At 63.2% G+C, this 15806-nt stretch carries 20 protein-coding genes; 12 read left to right on the forward strand and 8 right to left on the reverse strand.

All coding sequences use genetic code 11. The annotated features are described in order from the left end of the window. Both LI72_RS13065 and LI72_RS13070 read left to right on the forward strand, forming a co-directional pair. Window positions 1-604 (forward strand): 2OG-Fe(II) oxygenase (locus LI72_RS13065; protein ID WP_033926406.1); only part of this gene is annotated, 604 nt, incomplete at its 5' end. A 214-nt stretch (window positions 605-818) separates the two neighbouring features. Next, the gene (locus LI72_RS13070; RefSeq protein WP_033926407.1) at window positions 819-1160 is read left to right on the forward strand and encodes a BufA1 family periplasmic bufferin-type metallophore; all 342 of its coding nucleotides are present in this window, start codon (window positions 819-821) and stop codon (window positions 1158-1160) included. A 4-nt stretch (window positions 1161-1164) separates the two neighbouring features. Here LI72_RS13070 and LI72_RS13075 read toward each other — a convergent pair whose 3' ends face one another. Then, window positions 1165-2910, reverse strand: a complete 1746-nt coding sequence (locus LI72_RS13075) for a DUF885 domain-containing protein (protein WP_033926649.1) — start codon at window positions 2908-2910, stop codon at window positions 1165-1167. 189 nt (window positions 2911-3099) lie between these two features. On the opposite strand from LI72_RS13075, the gene LI72_RS13080 reads away from it, so the two are divergent. The 9 genes from LI72_RS13080 to LI72_RS13120 all read left to right on the forward strand — a co-directional run bounded on the left by LI72_RS13080 (window position 3100) and on the right by LI72_RS13120 (window position 9339). After that, window positions 3100-4413: an MFS transporter gene (locus LI72_RS13080; RefSeq protein ID WP_033926408.1), complete on the forward strand. Its 1314-nt coding sequence runs from the start codon at window positions 3100-3102 to the stop codon at window positions 4411-4413. Beyond that, complete coding sequence (gene cysK / locus LI72_RS13085) at window positions 4410-5327, forward strand: cysteine synthase A (RefSeq protein ID WP_033926409.1); 918 nt, start codon at window positions 4410-4412, stop codon at window positions 5325-5327. Before LI72_RS13080 ends, cysK begins: the two co-directional genes overlap by 4 nt. A 267-nt stretch (window positions 5328-5594) precedes the next feature. Then, window positions 5595-6062 carry a helix-turn-helix domain-containing protein gene (locus LI72_RS13090; RefSeq protein WP_033926410.1) on the forward strand — a complete coding sequence of 156 codons (468 nt, stop codon included), beginning with the start codon at window positions 5595-5597 and terminating at the stop codon, window positions 6060-6062. Between the two features lie 56 nt (window positions 6063-6118). After that, a complete protein-coding gene (locus LI72_RS13095; RefSeq protein WP_033926411.1) occupies window positions 6119-6469 on the forward strand; it encodes a hypothetical protein in 351 nt (116 codons plus the stop codon). Window positions 6470-6500: 31 nt separating this feature from the next. Beyond that, window positions 6501-6953 carry a hypothetical protein gene (locus LI72_RS19110; RefSeq protein WP_052129832.1) on the forward strand — a complete coding sequence of 151 codons (453 nt, stop codon included), beginning with the start codon at window positions 6501-6503 and terminating at the stop codon, window positions 6951-6953. Further along, window positions 6919-7347 (forward strand): winged helix DNA-binding protein, encoded by a 429-nt coding sequence (locus LI72_RS13105; protein WP_052129833.1) that lies wholly within the window; start codon window positions 6919-6921, stop codon window positions 7345-7347. The genes LI72_RS19110 and LI72_RS13105 overlap by 35 nt, the downstream gene beginning before the upstream one ends. Before the next feature lie 85 nt (window positions 7348-7432). After that, window positions 7433-8113 (forward strand): GNAT family N-acetyltransferase, encoded by a 681-nt coding sequence (locus LI72_RS19115; protein ID WP_052129834.1) that lies wholly within the window; start codon window positions 7433-7435, stop codon window positions 8111-8113. A 164-nt stretch (window positions 8114-8277) separates the two neighbouring features. Further along, window positions 8278-8700, forward strand: a complete 423-nt coding sequence (locus LI72_RS13115; protein ID WP_033926412.1) for a MucR family transcriptional regulator — start codon at window positions 8278-8280, stop codon at window positions 8698-8700. A 153-nt stretch (window positions 8701-8853) separates the two neighbouring features. Next, window positions 8854-9339: a hypothetical protein gene (locus tag LI72_RS13120; protein ID WP_156139612.1), complete on the forward strand. Its 486-nt coding sequence runs from the start codon at window positions 8854-8856 to the stop codon at window positions 9337-9339. Window positions 9340-9345: 6 nt separating this feature from the next. Here the strand turns inward: LI72_RS13120 and LI72_RS13125 are convergent, their stop codons facing one another. Both LI72_RS13125 and LI72_RS13130 read right to left on the reverse strand, forming a co-directional pair. Beyond that, entirely contained in the window at window positions 9346-9837 is a 492-nt protein-coding gene (locus tag LI72_RS13125) for a 2'-5' RNA ligase family protein (RefSeq protein ID WP_197051926.1), read from the reverse strand. 135 nt (window positions 9838-9972) lie between these two features. Continuing rightward, window positions 9973-10518, reverse strand: a complete 546-nt coding sequence (locus tag LI72_RS13130; RefSeq protein ID WP_033926414.1) for a peroxiredoxin — start codon at window positions 10516-10518, stop codon at window positions 9973-9975. A 222-nt stretch (window positions 10519-10740) separates the two neighbouring features. Here LI72_RS13130 and LI72_RS13135 point away from each other — a divergent pair, with 222 nt between their 5' ends. After that, the gene (locus tag LI72_RS13135) at window positions 10741-11160 is read left to right on the forward strand and encodes a hypothetical protein (protein WP_052129835.1); all 420 of its coding nucleotides are present in this window, start codon (window positions 10741-10743) and stop codon (window positions 11158-11160) included. A gap of 12 nt (window positions 11161-11172) precedes the next feature. On the opposite strand, the gene mltG is transcribed toward LI72_RS13135, so the two are convergent. The 5 genes from mltG to fabD all read right to left on the reverse strand — a co-directional run bounded on the left by mltG (window position 11173) and on the right by fabD (window position 15736). Next, the gene (gene mltG / locus LI72_RS13140; RefSeq protein WP_033926655.1) at window positions 11173-12144 is read right to left on the reverse strand and encodes an endolytic transglycosylase MltG; all 972 of its coding nucleotides are present in this window, start codon (window positions 12142-12144) and stop codon (window positions 11173-11175) included. 9 nt (window positions 12145-12153) lie between these two features. Further along, window positions 12154-13413, reverse strand: a complete 1260-nt coding sequence (gene fabF / locus LI72_RS13145; RefSeq protein ID WP_033926415.1) for a beta-ketoacyl-ACP synthase II — start codon at window positions 13411-13413, stop codon at window positions 12154-12156. Window positions 13414-13637: 224 nt separating this feature from the next. Beyond that, window positions 13638-13874, reverse strand: coding sequence for an acyl carrier protein (locus LI72_RS13150; protein WP_023836488.1), 237 nt, complete (start codon window positions 13872-13874; stop codon window positions 13638-13640). A 108-nt stretch (window positions 13875-13982) separates the two neighbouring features. Further along, window positions 13983-14720 (reverse strand): 3-oxoacyl-[acyl-carrier-protein] reductase, encoded by a 738-nt coding sequence (gene fabG / locus LI72_RS13155; RefSeq protein ID WP_033926416.1) that lies wholly within the window; start codon window positions 14718-14720, stop codon window positions 13983-13985. 80 nt (window positions 14721-14800) lie between these two features. Continuing rightward, the gene (gene fabD / locus LI72_RS13160) at window positions 14801-15736 is read right to left on the reverse strand and encodes an ACP S-malonyltransferase (protein WP_033926417.1); all 936 of its coding nucleotides are present in this window, start codon (window positions 15734-15736) and stop codon (window positions 14801-14803) included. Window positions 15737-15806 lie beyond the last annotated feature (70 nt).

Raw genomic sequence — 15806 nt, forward strand, 5'->3', positions numbered from 1 at the left:
TGAAGTGTTTTGTCAACACGGCCTAGAAGAAGCGATCTACGCATTCCAGGATGAGCGGATTGTTACTGCGCTGCGCGGAATCTGCGGCATGATATCGGCCTATCCGGACGAGAACCTCTATGCCGGCGGTATCTCGATGATGACCGAGGGGCATTTTCTCAACCCGCATATCGACAACAGCCACGACAAGGACCGTGATCGCTGGCGCGTTTTGAACCTGCTGTATTACGTGTCGCCTGATTGGGCGCTGGCCAATGGCGGCAACCTCGAATTGTGGCCCAACGGCCTGGAAGCCCCGGCGATCACCATCGAAAGCAAGTTCAACCGGCTGGTGGTGATGGCCACGCACGGCCGCTCGCTGCATTCGGTCAGCCCCATCCGCGTTGACCGCGCACGGTGCTGCGTGTCCAACTATTATTTCTCCGACGAACCACTGCGCGACGACGATGAGTTTCATGTCACCTCGTTCAGGGGTCGGCCGGAACAGCCGATGCGCGATACGCTGCTGAGGGCAGATGCGGCGGCCCGCGGCATGGTGCGCAAGCTTTTCCCGAAGGGCGTTCGCGAGAACCCGCACGTCTACAAGCGCGACGAACCGCAGTGATCCCGGCCTCCCGCTGGCGGATTTAACGCCGGATCAAAGGCTGGAGCGGTGCCGGGCAGCAAGGTTGGCTACCCGGCATCGCAATCGCATCTTTGCCGCATGGCTATGCTTGCCTGCCGCCAGGCCGGCGGAACCTGCAAGCGCACCGTTTGACGACTCACGCAGCCTGTGTCAGCGATGATCCTGAACGCAACGCTGCAAGGAACCCTCTGCCATGTCGCCATCACCCAGGCTCGCTGCTCTCGCCTCAGCCATGATCGCTGCGGCATCCCTTGCTGCCTGTTCGTCAGAAAAACCCGCATCGTCCGAAGAGACGAGCGCAAAGGCGATCGACAAGGCCGCGACCGAGCTTGCCGCGCAGGAAAAATGCTATGGCATCGCGCTTGCCAAGCAGAATGACTGCGCCGCCGGCCCCGGCACCAGCTGCGCGGGCACATCCACGGTCGATTATCAGGGCAATGCCTGGAAATTCACCGAGGCTGGCGAATGCGAGAAACTGGGCGGATCGCTGACGGAAGTTGCCGACAACGACCCCCCGGTTCCTGCCAAGGGCTGAGCCGTCAGAACACCGCCTTGGGCTTCGGCTCTTCCATCATCGCGGCGCGCACCATCGGCACCGGCGGGCCGCCATAGGACAGGAAGGCATCGTGGAAGGCCTTCCACGCCTCGCGCCCGCCCTTGCCCGCGGTCCAGTCGGCGCGCAGCTTGCGGATCATCAGTTTGCCCAGGGTATAGTTGAGATAGCCCGGATCATAGGTGCCGCGCAGCGCCTGCTGGCGGGCATTGCCCTCATCGATATAGCATTGTTCGCGAAACAGGGTGCGCGACTGGTCGACGGTCATGCCGCCGGTGTGCAGGCCGATCGCGGAAAGATAGCGGCAGTTGCGCAGCAGCGCGTTGGCCAGCTGGCCGATGTGCACCTCCGGGTCGCCCTTGCCGAGCCCGGCCTCCCACATCATCTCTTCGGTATAATGCGCCCAGCCCTCGGCATAGGCATAGCCAACGAACAGCCGCCCGAAGAACGACTTGGCGCGGTTGGCGTGGAGGAAGTTGAGGAAGTGTCCGGGCCAGACCTCGTGCACGCTGGTGAACAGCAGGTCCTTCTTGGGCGGGATGTAATCGGCCTGCACCTGCGGCGCCCATGACGGATCAGGCGGCGAGATATAATAGACCGATGGCAGGCTTTTCTCATATGGCCCGGGAATATCGATATAGGCCGAATTCTGCCGGTTGTACGGCGGCGATTCCTCGACCTTGGCCTCTTCCGTGCCGGGGATCGACACCAGATCCTTGTCGACAAGGAACGCACGCAGCTCCGGCAGCTGCCGCCGCGCTTCGGCGACCGGACCATCCTCGGGCTTGTCGAGCGACAGCTTGGCCATGCAATCGGGCATGCTCGCGCCCGGCGCAAACTGCGCGCAGGCAGAGGTGAGCGCATCCTGGTTGCGCTTGAGATCCGCCTCGCCGATCGCCTTCAGTTCGGCAATCGGCAGATCGACCATTTCGGTGGTGGCCAGCATCTTGCCGAACAGGTCGGGGCCCAAAGCGTAGCTGACCTTGGCAGTGGCCTTCTGGGCGGTCAGCCAGTCGGCGAGGCCCTGCATTGCCTTGCTCGCCTCGGCCGTCGCCGATTCGAGGTCGGCCTTGACCGCATCGTCTTCCACCGCGGCAAAGGCCGCACGCGCATCCCCGGTGAAGAAGGTGGCATAGCCGGCAAAGGCATTGACGCCATAGTCGATGGCATAGGGGTCGAGCGGGGTCTTGAGGTTCGCACGAATCTGCTCGGCGGCCTTGGGCACGCCGCGGGCATAGGCGATGAAGGCCTTGGCGCGGGTGGTGACATCGGCATAGGGCCGGGTGACATAGACCGAAGGGTCGAGCGTCCCGGCATAAAACGCCGGATTGCGGCGGGGCCAATCGGCGTCCTTGAGCCAGAACAGTTCGCCGCGCACCACCGCCATCAGATAATCGCGCTCGAACGTCTGCTCGGCACTCAGCTTGGTGGCGTCCATCGCCTCGGCGTCGGCCAGCGTCTTCTCCAAGAACGCAATCTGATCGGCAAGACCGGCCTCCGACCAGTCGGGCAACTTGCCATCGAACTCGTGCCGCCCCTGATAGACCGCGAAATCCGGATTGCGCGGGAAATAGCCGGTCAGGAACGTGTCGACGAACTTGCCCCATTCGGACGCGGTATCGATGCCGGTGCTCTTGTCCGCCCCTCCTGGGGCTTCGGGCGTTGCCGGGCTGCACGCCGTCACCATCACGGCGAGCGATGCTGCAGCGAGAAGCTTTTTCGACCAGTTCATGCGCGACCTCTTGAGATTGTTCCGATGCAGATCGTTCCGGTTCCGGCAGATGGTCCGGATGAAACCCATTGCTGACAGCAACAGCCAGCCTTGGGAAGGGACATTCTTTCGCACACGCACAACGCGCGATGAGGCGGTGCCAAGTTCATCTTGCTTGCCGCCCGGCATTCGCTCGCCTACCGCACCGCCATGGACCAGGCAGCCGCTCCCCACCCGTTCACCATCGCCAATTACCGCGCCTATTGGCTGACGCGGCTGGCGTCGATGCTGGCCTTGTACTGCATGATGCTGATCGTCGGCTGGCAGGCGTACAACATTGCGCGCGAGACGATGGATATCGCCGCCAGCTCGGCACGATTGGGGATGATCGGGCTGCTGCAGTTCGCGCCTCTGTTCGTGCTCACCCCGCTCGTCGGCTGGATCGCCGATCGCATGGACCGGCGGCTGGTGGCGCGCATTGTGCTGTTCTGTCAGGCGGCGATCGCCGCAACGCTCGCCTGGACCACCGCCCAGGATCTGATCAGCCTGCCGATCCTCTATTGCATCGCGGCATTGCTGGGCACCGCCCGTGCCTTCCTGGGACCGTCGCTGAGCGCGCTGGCCCCCAATCTCGTGCCCAAGGCTTCGCTGCCGACCGCCATCGCGCTGTCGTCGATCGCCTGGCAATCGGGGATGCTGGTGGGCCCGGCGATCGCCGGCCCGCTCTATGCGATCCGGCCCGACCTGCCCTATATCGTCAGCGCCTGTCTCTATGCGGTGGCGGGGCTTGCCATGCTGACTGTCGGCCCGGTGCCGCGCACGATCATGGACAAGGGCAAGGGCCCGATTGCGCAGATCATCGACGGCATGGCCTATGTCGGGCAGAACAAGCTGGTGCTCGGCGTGATCACGCTGGACCTGTTTGCGGTGTTCCTCGCCGGATCGACCGCATTGCTGCCGGTGTTCGCGCGCGACATCCTGAAAGTCGGCGAACAGGGCCTGTCACTGCTGGCATCGGCCCCTGCGGCCGGCGCCGCTCTGGTCGCCCTGCTCTTCTCGTTCCGCCCGATCCGCACCAATGTCGGCAACAAGATGCTGGCCAGCGTCTTCCTGTTCGGCCTGGTGACCATCGTCTTCGGCTTCAGCAAAATCCTGATCGTCTCGATGGCGTGCCTGTTCATCGCAGGCGCGGCAGACATGTTCAGCGTCTATGTGCGCCAGTCGCTGATCCAGCTGAACACGCCAGACGACAAGCGCGGCCGCGTATCTGCGGTCTCGCTGCTCACCGTGTCGGCCTCCAACGAGCTGGGCGATGCCTTTTCCGGCATGCTCGCCTGGCTGATCGGGCCGGTGGCGGCGGTTGTGGCGGGCGGCAGCGGTGCTATATTGGTGACAGCACTCTGGGCCCGGCTGTTCCCGCAGATCGGCGCAGCGCGCAGCTTCGATCCTGCCGAGGAAGAGGCACATCCCCATTCGAATGCGCCGCAGCCCAAGGCGCCCTCTGCAGGAGAGACATCGACATGATCGCAAGCAACATCCTCGAGACGATTGGCAACACCCCGCACGTCCGGATCAACCGCCTGTTCGGCGACGCGCAGGTGTGGATCAAGTCGGAACGGACCAATCCCGGTGGATCGATCAAGGACCGGATTGCGCTGGCGATGATCGAGGCAGCCGAAGCTGATGGCTCGCTCCAGCCCGGTGGCACGATCATCGAGCCGACATCGGGCAACACCGGCGTCGGCCTGGCGATGGTGGCCGCGGTCAAGGGCTATCGGCTGGTGCTGGTGATGCCCGAGAGCATGTCGATCGAGCGGCGCAGGCTGATGCTGGCTTACGGCGCGACCTTCGATCTGACCCCGCGCGAAAAGGGCATGAAGGGCGCTATCGAACGCGCGCAGGAGCTGGTCAACCAGACGCCGGGATCGTGGATGCCGCAGCAGTTCGAAAACCCGGCCAACATTTCCGTGCACGTGCGCACCACCGCGCAGGAAATCCTCGCCGATTTCGCCGATGCGCCGATCGACGTGATGATCACCGGCGTGGGCACGGGCGGCCATATCACCGGTTGCGCGCAGGAGCTCAAGCGGCATTGGCCTGATCTGAAGGTCTATGCGGTAGAACCGGCGCTGTCTCCGGTGATCTCGGGCGGACAGCCCGGCCCGCACCCGATCCAGGGCATTGGCGCTGGCTTCATTCCGGGCAACCTGCACACCCGGCTGCTCGATGGCGTGATCAAGGTCGATCAGGCCGATGCCAAGGAGATGGCGCGCCGCTCGGCTAGCGAAGAAGGCATGCTGGTGGGCATCTCGTCGGGCGCGACGCTGGCGGCCATCGCGCAGAAGCTTGCTGATTTGCCCGCAGGCTCGCGGGTGCTGGGCTTCAATTACGATACCGGCGAACGCTATTTGTCGGTGCCTGACTTCCTGCCCGAATAAGGACGATCTGCGCCGCCGCAGATGGGGTGGTGCGAATCGCTAATACAAGTGATTCGCAGCAAGCCAGGTTTGGATCGCGCATTACGAGACGATTTTTCGCGCTCGGATGACGTCGCGGTTCCGGGGATTTTGTCCCAGATTGGGCAGAAATCCCCGCACTGCGCAGCGGATCAATTCCCTTGTGCCTTCATTTAGGATATATCCGAATTGAAGGTGAATGACATCCAAAGCGGATGAACCGGCAAGACGGGGGCGGGTTTGCAACAGATGAATGCAGAACTGACCGATGTGCAGGTCAACTGTCTGCGCCTGGTTGCCGACGGCTATACTTCCAAGGAAATCGCCAAGCAGCTCGGTTTGACGCCGATGACTGTCGACCAGTACCTCCAGCGTGCAAAGAAGACCATGGGGGCGCCGGATCGTCGCACCGCGGCGCGCTGGCTCGTGGAAAATGCCCAGCCTGCGGCATTCAAACCATTTGAACTCAAATCGCCGGACATTGCCGCAGTGGCAGTGGCTGTGACACCTCTTGCCGCGTCGGAAGGAGACAAGCCCGCTCCGCCTGCCACCGACCAGTGGCAGACGCGCATCGGATTTCCTCCCCTCGGCGGCATCAGAACCACACTCGACGACGGCCAGAAGACACAGGCGATCCTGCGTATTGCGGGACTGTCGCTGATCTACACCACGGCTTTCGCGCTGGTGTTGGGCGGGGCGCTCAAGGCGTTCAGCTGATCTGATGCATTGATCGGCAACCTTGCACCGCAGACGGTGCATCAAGGAGATGAAACATGCATATTGATGGCAACGCCGTCCGCATTGTCGCCGGGGACACCCGCTCGTCCTTTGCAAGCTATGACCGCGCCCTTCTCGATGCCGCCCGGCTGTCGATGACCATGCTGGAAGCCAACGGGCTGTCCGAAGTCCCTGCCCGCGATTCGCAGATCGCGCTACGCACCATCCACGAAAGCACCGGCCATCTGATTTCGGCGCGCGGCAGCATGGTCAAGCTCGTCGGCCATCTCAATGCCATCAAGCGCCGCAGCGATCAGGCTCCGATGAGCGTCGGCTGCCCTGGCGAGACGCCGCTGGCCGGATCGCTGCAGGAGCTTGCGCGCGAGCCCGAGACCACATTCGGTTGACGCAGTTCCGGCGATGCGATGATCAGATCCCATGATTTCCATCATCTTCTGGTTGCTCGCATCGCTGAGCTGCGGTTTTGTCTGGCTGCACGGTCAGGCTGAAGGCAGAAAGGCCGTCGGGCTTTTCGTGATCGCGACCCTGCTGACCTGGGTCGCACAGGCCATGGACACCCAGTGGCGACAGACGCATTGGCCGCTGCTGGCGGTGGATGCCGCCTATCTGGTGGTCGCCTATATCTTTGCCCTGCGCAGCGACCGGTACTGGCCGCTGTGGATCACCGCCTTCCAGCTGCTGACCGTTGCCACCCATCTCGCGACGATCATCGCACCCGACTATCTGCCCAAGATCTACTCGGCAATTGCCACTTTCTGGGTCGTGCCGCTGCTGCTCAGCATGGTGGCGGGGGTGTATCTTGATCATCGGGAATTCAGACGTCTGGTACCCCCCAATGACCCAGTTCTATTGCCTGATCCTCCTGCCTGAAAGCGAACAGCAGCCGCCCGCGCCGCTGCTCGATGCCAACGAACCCTGGAAAGCCCGGGCGGAAACGGCCAGTCGCTATCTCAAGCTGAGGGCCAATCGCGACAATATCGCCGATGCGCAGCTGCTCTCTGACCCCGCCTGGGACATGCTGCTCGACCTGTTCGTCGGCCATATCACCGGGCGCGACATATCGGTGACCAGCGCCTGCCTCGCGTCGCGGCGGCCGGCGACGACATCGCTGCGCTACATCGACCGCATGGCCAAAGACGGCCTCGTGCGGCGGGAGAAAGACCCGCGCGATCACCGCAAGGTCTATCTCAGGATGACCGAAAAGGCGTTCCGATCGGTCGCCAACTGGGTCGACTCACTTCGCCAGGAACTCGCCGCAGTGTGATCCCGGTCGGCAGAAGCGTCGATCTTTCGTCTGCTCATTCCCGCCGAACTGTGCGACAGTGGCCACCATCAACCGATGGAGGCGCATGGTGTCAGGTCGAGGGCCGTCCGAACTTCGCGATGAGATCATCGAGACTTTGGCCGAGGACGGCAAGCCGATCTGCATCCGCTCGGTGCGCCAGTCCGACGAACCCCGGATGCGTGAAGGAATAGCGCGGCTTTCGGAACAGTCGCGCTATCTGCGCTTTTTCTCGGTTCAGCCGATGCCGTCCGATTCGGTGATCGAGCGGCTGGTCGATGTGGACGGACATGACCATATCGCCTGGGGCGCGATCCATTGCGATGGCATCGACAACCCCGCCGTGGCGGCGGTCCACGCCATCCGGTGCGATGATCATCCGCGGATCGGCGAGTTTTCGGTCGCGGTTATCGATGATTATCAGGGCATAGGCCTCGCCCGCATGCTGACGACGGTGCTGCTGATCCATTGCGAGGTCGAAGCGATCTGCGAACTCGATATCCAGACGCTGGCGGAGAACATGCCCGCCAACCGGTTCATCCTCTCGATCGGTGGCGAACGACAGGAATCATCGGCAGGGGTGATCAGTTATCGCCTGGCGGTCAGGCCAGCCATTCGCGCGATTGCAGCCGCACCCCAATTGCAGGGGATTGGTGACATCATGGCTGCGCTTGCAGGCTATATTCCGGCTGGCGATAGTCCCTGCGCGCCGCAAAGCGCTGTTTCACAAGGCAATGGTGCGCACTGATCGGCGATGAATGCCGATCGAACTGTTCTGTTACACGCGATGTTAAGTGCCGCGAACTGCAATGCGGCCTTACTCTTTACCCCCAAAACAACGGCTTTTCATTTCCTCCAATACGGACTATCGATTGATCCATAACGGACCTTTCGAAGGGGTAGGGGAAAATCATGGACGATCTCGAGCATCTGGTATCTTTGACCGCCGATATTGTTGTTGCACATATCAGCAACAACAAGCTGGCGAATTCCGAAATCCCGCAGCTGATCGAGTCCGTCCACAGTGCGCTCCGCAGCATCAGCAAGGGTGAGACTGTTCAGCCCGAAGCGCCGAAGGAACCTGCGGTTCCCATCCGCTCTTCGATCAAGCCCGATCACCTCGTCTGTCTGGAAGATGGCAAGAAGCTGCGGATGCTCAAGCGGCATCTGATGGTCCATTATGGAATGACCCCCGACGACTATCGCACCAAATGGGGCCTGCCGCGCGATTACCCGATGGTCGCCCCCAGCTATGCGGAACGCCGCCGCGAGCTGGCGCTGCAGATCGGCTTGGGCAAGCAGGGCCGTGGCGGCGGTCGCAAGAAGGCGGTCTGATCCTCGGCTGCCGCGCCCGCTGCGGCGCGGCGCTCAGGCTTCGGTTGACCTGACCGGGCATCGCCCGGATCTAGGTTCTTTGCTAGCGGTTCAACCCATGGCATTCAGGCTTATGGCGGTCGCTCCATCGGGCGTTCCCGCGTGGGAGATGCCATGACCAGTCCTGTTCCGCCCCTCGCCCGCACGACCATATTGGCGCTCAGCTTTGCCGCGATGGTGTTGCTGGGGGCGTTGCTCCGCCAGACCGGCGAGACGATCGGCGGCATGCTCGATCTCACGCTCAACGGCGCATCTGCGCGCGCGCTGCTGGCGCGGCTGTCACCCTGGCAGCGCGACATCCACGCGCATGCCACGCTGATCTACGATGGGCTCTATCCGCTGGCTTATGGTGCGTTTTTCGCAGGCCTGGCGATGCGGCTGGGCGGCGGGTCTGCGCGCTGGGTCGCGTGGGTGATGCTCGCCGGCATGGTGAGCGACTATGCCGAGAACATCATCCAGCTGCTCGCGCTCAGCGGAAGGGCGGACTGGCTCGATGCCAAGAGCGTGCTCACCCCGCTCAAATTCGCGCTGACCGGACTTGCGATCCTCGCGACCCTGGTGATTGCCGGACGCGCTGGGTTGCGCGCGCTGCGCAGATAGCGCGGGTCAGCAGGCCCTGGCGCGCCCTCGAAACGGCCAACGGCCGATCGGCTCCCAAGGTCCGCCCTTGTAGAAATGGAGCGCCAGCCCCGTGATCGCCAGCGGTCGGGGGATGAAGGCGGCTGCCAGCTCTGCCTGCAGCGCGCGGGCGACGGCAGGCTCGACCTTGTTCTGCACCGTGATGTGCAGACGGGGGCGCCCCTGGTCCTGTTGGGTCAGCAAGCCGTGCAGCCCTTCGGCAATCATCTCGCGCACGGCCATCAGCTCGGGCGAATGGACACGATAGGCGACCCCCCGCCCCATGTGCATGACCTCGGTCAGATCCGCTTTCGGTACGGCAAACTCGGCCGCGAGCGCGCGAGTCCGCGCGACAATTTCGTGCTCGCAATGGCCGGGCAGGTGATGGAACAGCGTGATATGCGCATCCAACACGTTGCGCTCTGGCGGAAAATGCGCGCGGCGCAAGCCATTGGCCCAGGCCTGGTCACCCGGGCCCATGCTGGCCGTCATGATGATGGGGTCGCGTTGCACACTCACGGCCTTAACCCGGCCTGCACCCTACGCAAAGGGGCGCAGTGCATCGCTGCACCGCGCCCCCGCTTGCGACCCATCAGGGATAGGTGACGAACCGGCTCAGGCCAGTTCGGGCTGCTTTGCCTTGATCTTGGCCAGCACGTTTTCCGGGGCGGTTTCGCCATAGGGATCGCTGTCCAGACCATGATCGTTGATGCCGGGCTCTTCGAACCAGTCGGTGATCACGCCATTGTCGACAACCATGGCATAGCGCCAGCTGCGCTCGCCGAAGCCGACGTGGTCCTTGCGGATCAGCATGCCCATGCGGCGGGTAAAGTCGGCCGAGCCATCGGGAAGCAGCTTGACCTTCTGCACGCCGAGCGACTTGCCCCACTGGTACATCACGAATGCGTCGTTGACCGAAACGCAGTAGATTTCATCGATGCCTTCGGCGAGGAAATCGTCGTACAGCGCTTCGAAGCCGGGGACCTGCGAGGTCGAGCAGGTCGGGGTGAATGCACCGGGCAGCGAGAAGATCACGACGCGCTTGCCTTCCAGCAGATCGCCGGTCAGCTGGTCCTGCCAGCGGAAGGGGTTCGGGCCCTCGATGCTGTCGTCGCGCACGCGCGTTTTCAAGCAGACATTGGGAACGTTACGTCCGATCATACGGAAACTCCTTGAACGATGGGGAAAATTGTTTTTGCAGTGCAGCATCTAGGGGCAATGGCGTCCGCTGTGAAATGAAAACATTATGCGGCTCTAATCGCTTTTTTCGATGACTTGATCGCATTCGTAGGGACAGTCCATTGGACCCGACGCAAGGATGCGTGACATGGTTGCATCAACCTCACATTATCTCATTTTGGATGTATCTGGAGGACGCCTTCTATGATCATGTCACGGCCGCTGGGCTGGTTCTGGCTGCTGGCCATCGCGTTGCTGGCCTGGAATGTCATCGGGCTGGTCGCGTTGCTGTTCGATCCCGTGCTCGGCCTCGGCGATGTCAGCAAGCTCGCGCCCGAGCAGCAGGCGCTGTACGCCGCCCGCCCGCCAATCGCCTTTTACGGATTTGTCCTGACCACCGTGACCGGCACGGCGGGCGTGATCGCGCTGCTGCTGCGGCGGCACTTTGCGCTGTGGCTGTTCATTGCCTCTGCGGTCGGCCTTGTGTTGCAGAACGCGTGGCTGTTTGGCGACCCGGCCAATCTCACCGCCGAAGTGCTGGGCTTCCAGTTGCTGATCGCAGGATCGATCGCGCTCGAAATCTGGCTGACGCTGACCGCCAAGAAGCGGCGCTGGAGCCGCTAAAGCAAACGCGGACTACATTTCCCCGCGCGCGCGGCGGATGGCGAACCATTTTTCGACATTGCGGTTGTGGTCGGCCAATGTTGTCGCGAACACATGCCCCCCAGTGCCATCGGCGACGAAGAACAGCGCATCGGTGCGTGCAGGATTGAGCACCGCCTCGATCGACGCACGTCCCGGGTTGGTGATCGGTCCCTTGGGCAGGCCCGTCATCGCATAGGTGTTGTAATCGTTGACGTCGGAGATTTCCGACTGGCGGATGCGGCGGCCGAGCGGCTTGCCGCGTGTGATCGGATAGATGATGGTCGGGTCCGCCTGCAGCATCATGCCCTTGCGGATACGGTTCGAATAAACCCCTGCGATCATCCGGCGCTCGGATGGCTTGCCGGTTTCCTTCTCGACGATCGCCGCCAGCGTGATCGCCTCCTGCGGCGTCTTCACCACGGTGTCGGGCGAACGGTTGGGCCAGAGCTCCTCGATCGTGCCCTGCATCGCCTTCTGCATCCGCAGCATCACCGCGATGCGCTTTTCGCCTCGCTCGAAGCTGTAGCTTTCGGGCAGGATCGATCCTTCCTCGGCCACGGGCACCTCGCCGGTGAGCAGCTTTTCCGCCATCAGTTTTTCATGCACCAGGATGCTGGGCATGCCTTCGGGCACCGTGACCATGCGCAACACGACATCGCCGCCCTGCAGGATGTTCAGGATCTGCGCGTTGCTGGCGCCAGCAGGGATGACGAACTCGCCCGCCTTGATCGGATCGCTGCTGCCGAACACCTTGGCCCGGTTGAGGAACGCGCCGGCAGAGCTGATCGCGCCCTTTTCCTCCAGCACCTTGGCGGCGCCTGCGAGCGAGCTGCCCGCAGGGACGACCACCGCCAGTTCCTGTGTCGCAGGTCCCGATGCGGTCCAGCCCCAATAGAAATTGCCGCCGATCAGCAGCACCAGTGCGGCCGCGCCCGCCAGAACGATACATCCCAATCGGCGCAGCATGGCGGATTACACCGCCTTCATGATGAGGCTGGCGTTGGTGCCGCCAAAGCCGAACGAGTTGTTGAGCACGGCCTTGACCTTGCGCTCCTTGGCCTTGTGCGGGACCAGGTCGACACCGATGCAATTCTCGCTGGGATTGTCGAGGTTCAGCGTCGGCGGCACGATCTGGTCGCGCATCGCCAGCACGCAGAAAATCGATTCCACCGCGCCTGCGCCGCCCAGCAGATGGCCGATCGCGGATTTGGTGCTGCTCATCGAGAGCGTCTCGATCGCGCTGCCGAACAGGCGGCGAACCGCGCCCAGTTCGAGCTCGTCGCCCAGCGGCGTCGAGGTGCCGTGCGCGTTGATATAATCGATGTCATCGAGCGCCAGGCCCGACTTGCGCAGTGCCATTTCCATCGAGCGGAACGCGCCCGAGCCTTCGGGATGCGGCGCGGTGACGTGATAGGCATCTCCAGTCAGGCCATAGCCGATCACCTCGGCATAGATCTTGGCGCCACGCGCCTTGGCCCGTTCATATTCCTCGAGCACCACGACGCCTGCACCCTCACCCATGACAAAGCCGTCACGGCCGACATCATAGGGGCGCGAGGCCTTTTCGGGCTGGTCGTTATACTGGGTGGACAGCGCGCGTGCCTGGGCAAAGCCTGCGATGCCGATCGGGCAGATCGCGCCTTCGGCGCCGCCCGCCAGCATGACATCGGCATCGTCGAGCGCGATCATCCGCGCGGCATCGCCGATCGAATGCGCACCGGTCGAGCACGCAGTGACGACCGCGTGATTGGGCCCCATCAGGCCGTATTTGATGCTGACCTGGCCCGAGATCAGGTTGATCAGGCGGCCGTGGACGAAATGCGGGCTGACCCGGCCGGGGCCCTTGGCATCGAGCACCAGCGATTCGCTGGCGATGCCCGGCAGGCCGCCAATGCCCGAACCGATCGAGCAGCCCGCACGATAGCGTTCTTCCTCGGTCATGTCGGTGAGGCCGGCGTCTTCCAGCGCCTGGCCTGCGGCATCGATGCCATAGATGATGAAAGGATCGACCTGGCGCTGCACCTTGTGGTCGACGCGCAGATTGGGATCGAAGCCATAGGCATGGTCGGCGGGCTTGACCTCGCAGGCGATGCGGCACTTGTACTCGCTCGCATCGAAACGCGTGATCGGCCCTGCGCCCGATTTGGCGGCGATCAGATTGCTCCACGCCGTCTCGACATCCGCACCCAGCGGCGTGACCAGACCCAAACCTGTAATGACTACACGGCGCATTCGCCTCACTCCTGAAAGCTCTTGTCGGGGCGGGCGGCAGGCGTTGCCCCCATGCCGCGGCCCTTCAAAACGAAAAATGGCTTCCCCGGTCGCAATGCGACAGTCAGGGAAGCCATCCTATCTTTACACGGGTCACCGCTTTTGCACGGTAACGCAGCCCGCCATCCCTGGCCGTTGCAGCGTTATGCCGGCGCAATGGGCCCAGCCCCTGTATCTGCCGCTGATCAGCCCTTGTGGCTGTCGATATATTCGATGGCGTCGTTGACGGTGCTGATCTTTTCGGCAGCATCGTCAGGGATTTCGACCCCGAATTCTTCTTCAAACGCCATCACCAGTTCGACGATGTCCAGGCTGTCTGCGCCCAGATCGTCGATGAAGCTTGCGTCCTCGGTGACCTTCTCCGCTTCCACGCCGAGATGCTCGATCACGATCTTTTTAACGCGGTCCCCAGTCTCACTCATGCAGAGTTCCTTCGATTTGTGTGTAACCAAAATTTGCGAACTGACATTCACCGCCCGCCCTAATGCCGCTTTGCACGGCTGGCAAGAGGGCTGGCATGGCGCTTTGCCTTACAGCATCGCCATGCCGCCGTTGACGTGCAGCGTCTGGCCGGTGACATAGCCTGCCTCTCGGCTGGCCAGATAGACCACGGCGGCAGCGACATCGTCGCCCTCGCCCAGCTTGCCCGCCGGGATGCGCCCCAGCAAGGCCGATTTCTGCGCCTCGGGCAGAACCTCGGTCATGGCAGAGGCGATAAAGCCCGGCGCGACGCAATTGACGGTGATGTTGCGGCTGGCGAGCTCTGCCGCCAGCGCCTTGGACATGCCCACCAGCCCCGCCTTGGACGCGGCATAATTGGCCTGGCCGGGGTTGCCGGTTGCGCCGACGACGCTGGTGATCGAGATCATCCGGCCAAAGCGCGCCTTCATCATCGGCTTGGCAGACGCGCGGCAGAGCCGGAACGCGGCTTCCAGATTGACGCGGATGACATCGGACCATTCGTCGTCCTTCATCCGCATGGCAAGGTTGTCGCGGGTGATGCCGGCATTGTTGACCAGAATATCAAGCGACCCCAGAGCCTCGACTGCGCGCGGCACCAGGCCGTCGACCGCCGCCGGATCGGACAGATCGCAAGTCAGCGCGACATGATCGCCGCCCAGCGAGGCTGCAAACTCGGCAAGCTTGGCCTCGTTGCTGCCCGACAGCGCCAGCCGCGCACCATGCGCGGCAAGCCCGCGCGCAATCGCCGAACCGATGCCGCCGCTGGCACCGGTCACCAGTGCAGTCATGCCTGTAAGATCGAACATCCGAATTCTCCTAATAGTGCCTCGCCCTGCCCCCTCCGCTCAGTCCGGGCGGGCGTGGTCGATTGGGTTGTCTTTCGGTCTCAGACCACCTCAAGCAGGCTTTCGATATCGCGCATCTCGACCAGGCTTTCGCTGGCGACGTCCTCGACGATACGCTTGATCATGGGCACCAGCACCTTGCCGCCCAGTTCGATGAAGTGATCGACCCCGGCCGCGTGCATCGCCAGCACGGACTCGCGCCAGCGAACCATGCCCGTCACCTGATCGACCAGCAGCGCGCGGATCTGCGCCGGATCGCTCACCGGTGCCGCCGTCACGTTGGCGAACAGCGGCGCACACGGGGTCTTGATCACGGTATCAGCCAGCGCCTCGGCCATGCGATCGGCGGCGGGCTGCATCAGCGAACAGTGGAATGGTGCCGACACAGGAAGCATCATCGCCTTGCGCGCGCCCAGGTCCTTGGCGATCGGCAGGCAGCGTTCGACTGCGGCGACATGGCCGGAAATCACGGCCTGGCCAAAGGCATTGTCATTGGCGACCGCGCAGACCTGATCACCCGCAGCCTGCTCGGCGGCCTTGACCGCTTCTTCGAACTCGATGCCCAGCAAGGCGGCCATAGCGCCCTCGCCCACCGGCACCGCTGCCTGCATCGCCTGACCGCGCAGCTTGAGCAGCCGTGCGGTGGTAGCGAGATCGAGCGATCCGGCGGCGCACAAGGCGCTGTATTCGCCCAGGCTGTGCCCTGCGACATAGGCAAAGGTCACCGGACCATCGCCCGCTGCATGGTTCAGCGCGCGCATCACCGCGATGGCATTGGCCATGATCGCGGGCTGCGCATTTTCGGTCAGTTGCAGTTCGTCCGCCGGGCCTTCGCACATCAGCTTGAACAGGTTCTGCCCCAAGGCTTCGTCGACCTCCTGAAAGACCGCGCGCGCCTCGGCGCTGGCTGCGGCCAGGTCCTTGCCCATGCCGACCTTCTGGCTGCCCTGTCCCGGAAAAATGAATGCGCGTGTCACGGCTGTATGTCCCTCGCCAGATTTGCCTCAGCGCGCCAGGGCCCTCCAGCCCGGCGCGTCAAGCGCCGCC

Source organism: Sphingomonas sp. 35-24ZXX (genome assembly GCF_000786215.1).
Taxonomy (GTDB): domain Bacteria; phylum Pseudomonadota; class Alphaproteobacteria; order Sphingomonadales; family Sphingomonadaceae; genus Blastomonas.

What these genes read in the sequence shown, in the direction of transcription:
- LI72_RS13130 (WP_033926414.1), bottom strand. Translation starts at nt 10,518, where the DNA reads ATGATCGGACGTAACGTTCCCAATGTCTGCTTGAAAACGCGCGTGCGC.
- LI72_RS13135 (WP_052129835.1), top strand. Translation starts at nt 10,741, where the DNA reads ATGATCATGTCACGGCCGCTGGGCTGGTTCTGGCTGCTGGCCATCGCG.
- cysK (WP_033926409.1), top strand. Translation starts at nt 4,410, where the DNA reads ATGATCGCAAGCAACATCCTCGAGACGATTGGCAACACCCCGCACGTC.
- LI72_RS19110 (WP_052129832.1), top strand. Translation starts at nt 6,501, where the DNA reads ATGATTTCCATCATCTTCTGGTTGCTCGCATCGCTGAGCTGCGGTTTT.
- LI72_RS13120 (WP_156139612.1), top strand. Translation starts at nt 8,854, where the DNA reads ATGACCAGTCCTGTTCCGCCCCTCGCCCGCACGACCATATTGGCGCTC.
- LI72_RS13105 (WP_052129833.1), top strand. Translation starts at nt 6,919, where the DNA reads ATGACCCAGTTCTATTGCCTGATCCTCCTGCCTGAAAGCGAACAGCAG.
- LI72_RS13070 (WP_033926407.1), top strand. Translation starts at nt 819, where the DNA reads ATGTCGCCATCACCCAGGCTCGCTGCTCTCGCCTCAGCCATGATCGCT.
- LI72_RS13115 (WP_033926412.1), top strand. Translation starts at nt 8,278, where the DNA reads ATGGACGATCTCGAGCATCTGGTATCTTTGACCGCCGATATTGTTGTT.
- LI72_RS13090 (WP_033926410.1), top strand. Translation starts at nt 5,595, where the DNA reads ATGAATGCAGAACTGACCGATGTGCAGGTCAACTGTCTGCGCCTGGTT.
- fabF (WP_033926415.1), bottom strand. Translation starts at nt 13,413, where the DNA reads ATGCGCCGTGTAGTCATTACAGGTTTGGGTCTGGTCACGCCGCTGGGT.
- LI72_RS13095 (WP_033926411.1), top strand. Translation starts at nt 6,119, where the DNA reads ATGCATATTGATGGCAACGCCGTCCGCATTGTCGCCGGGGACACCCGC.
- LI72_RS19115 (WP_052129834.1), top strand. Translation starts at nt 7,433, where the DNA reads ATGGTGTCAGGTCGAGGGCCGTCCGAACTTCGCGATGAGATCATCGAG.
- LI72_RS13080 (WP_033926408.1), top strand. Translation starts at nt 3,100, where the DNA reads ATGGACCAGGCAGCCGCTCCCCACCCGTTCACCATCGCCAATTACCGC.
- fabG (WP_033926416.1), bottom strand. Translation starts at nt 14,720, where the DNA reads ATGTTCGATCTTACAGGCATGACTGCACTGGTGACCGGTGCCAGCGGC.
- LI72_RS13075 (WP_033926649.1), bottom strand. Translation starts at nt 2,910, where the DNA reads ATGAACTGGTCGAAAAAGCTTCTCGCTGCAGCATCGCTCGCCGTGATG.
- LI72_RS13125 (WP_197051926.1), bottom strand. Translation starts at nt 9,837, where the DNA reads ATGGGCCCGGGTGACCAGGCCTGGGCCAATGGCTTGCGCCGCGCGCAT.
- LI72_RS13150 (WP_023836488.1), bottom strand. Translation starts at nt 13,874, where the DNA reads ATGAGTGAGACTGGGGACCGCGTTAAAAAGATCGTGATCGAGCATCTC.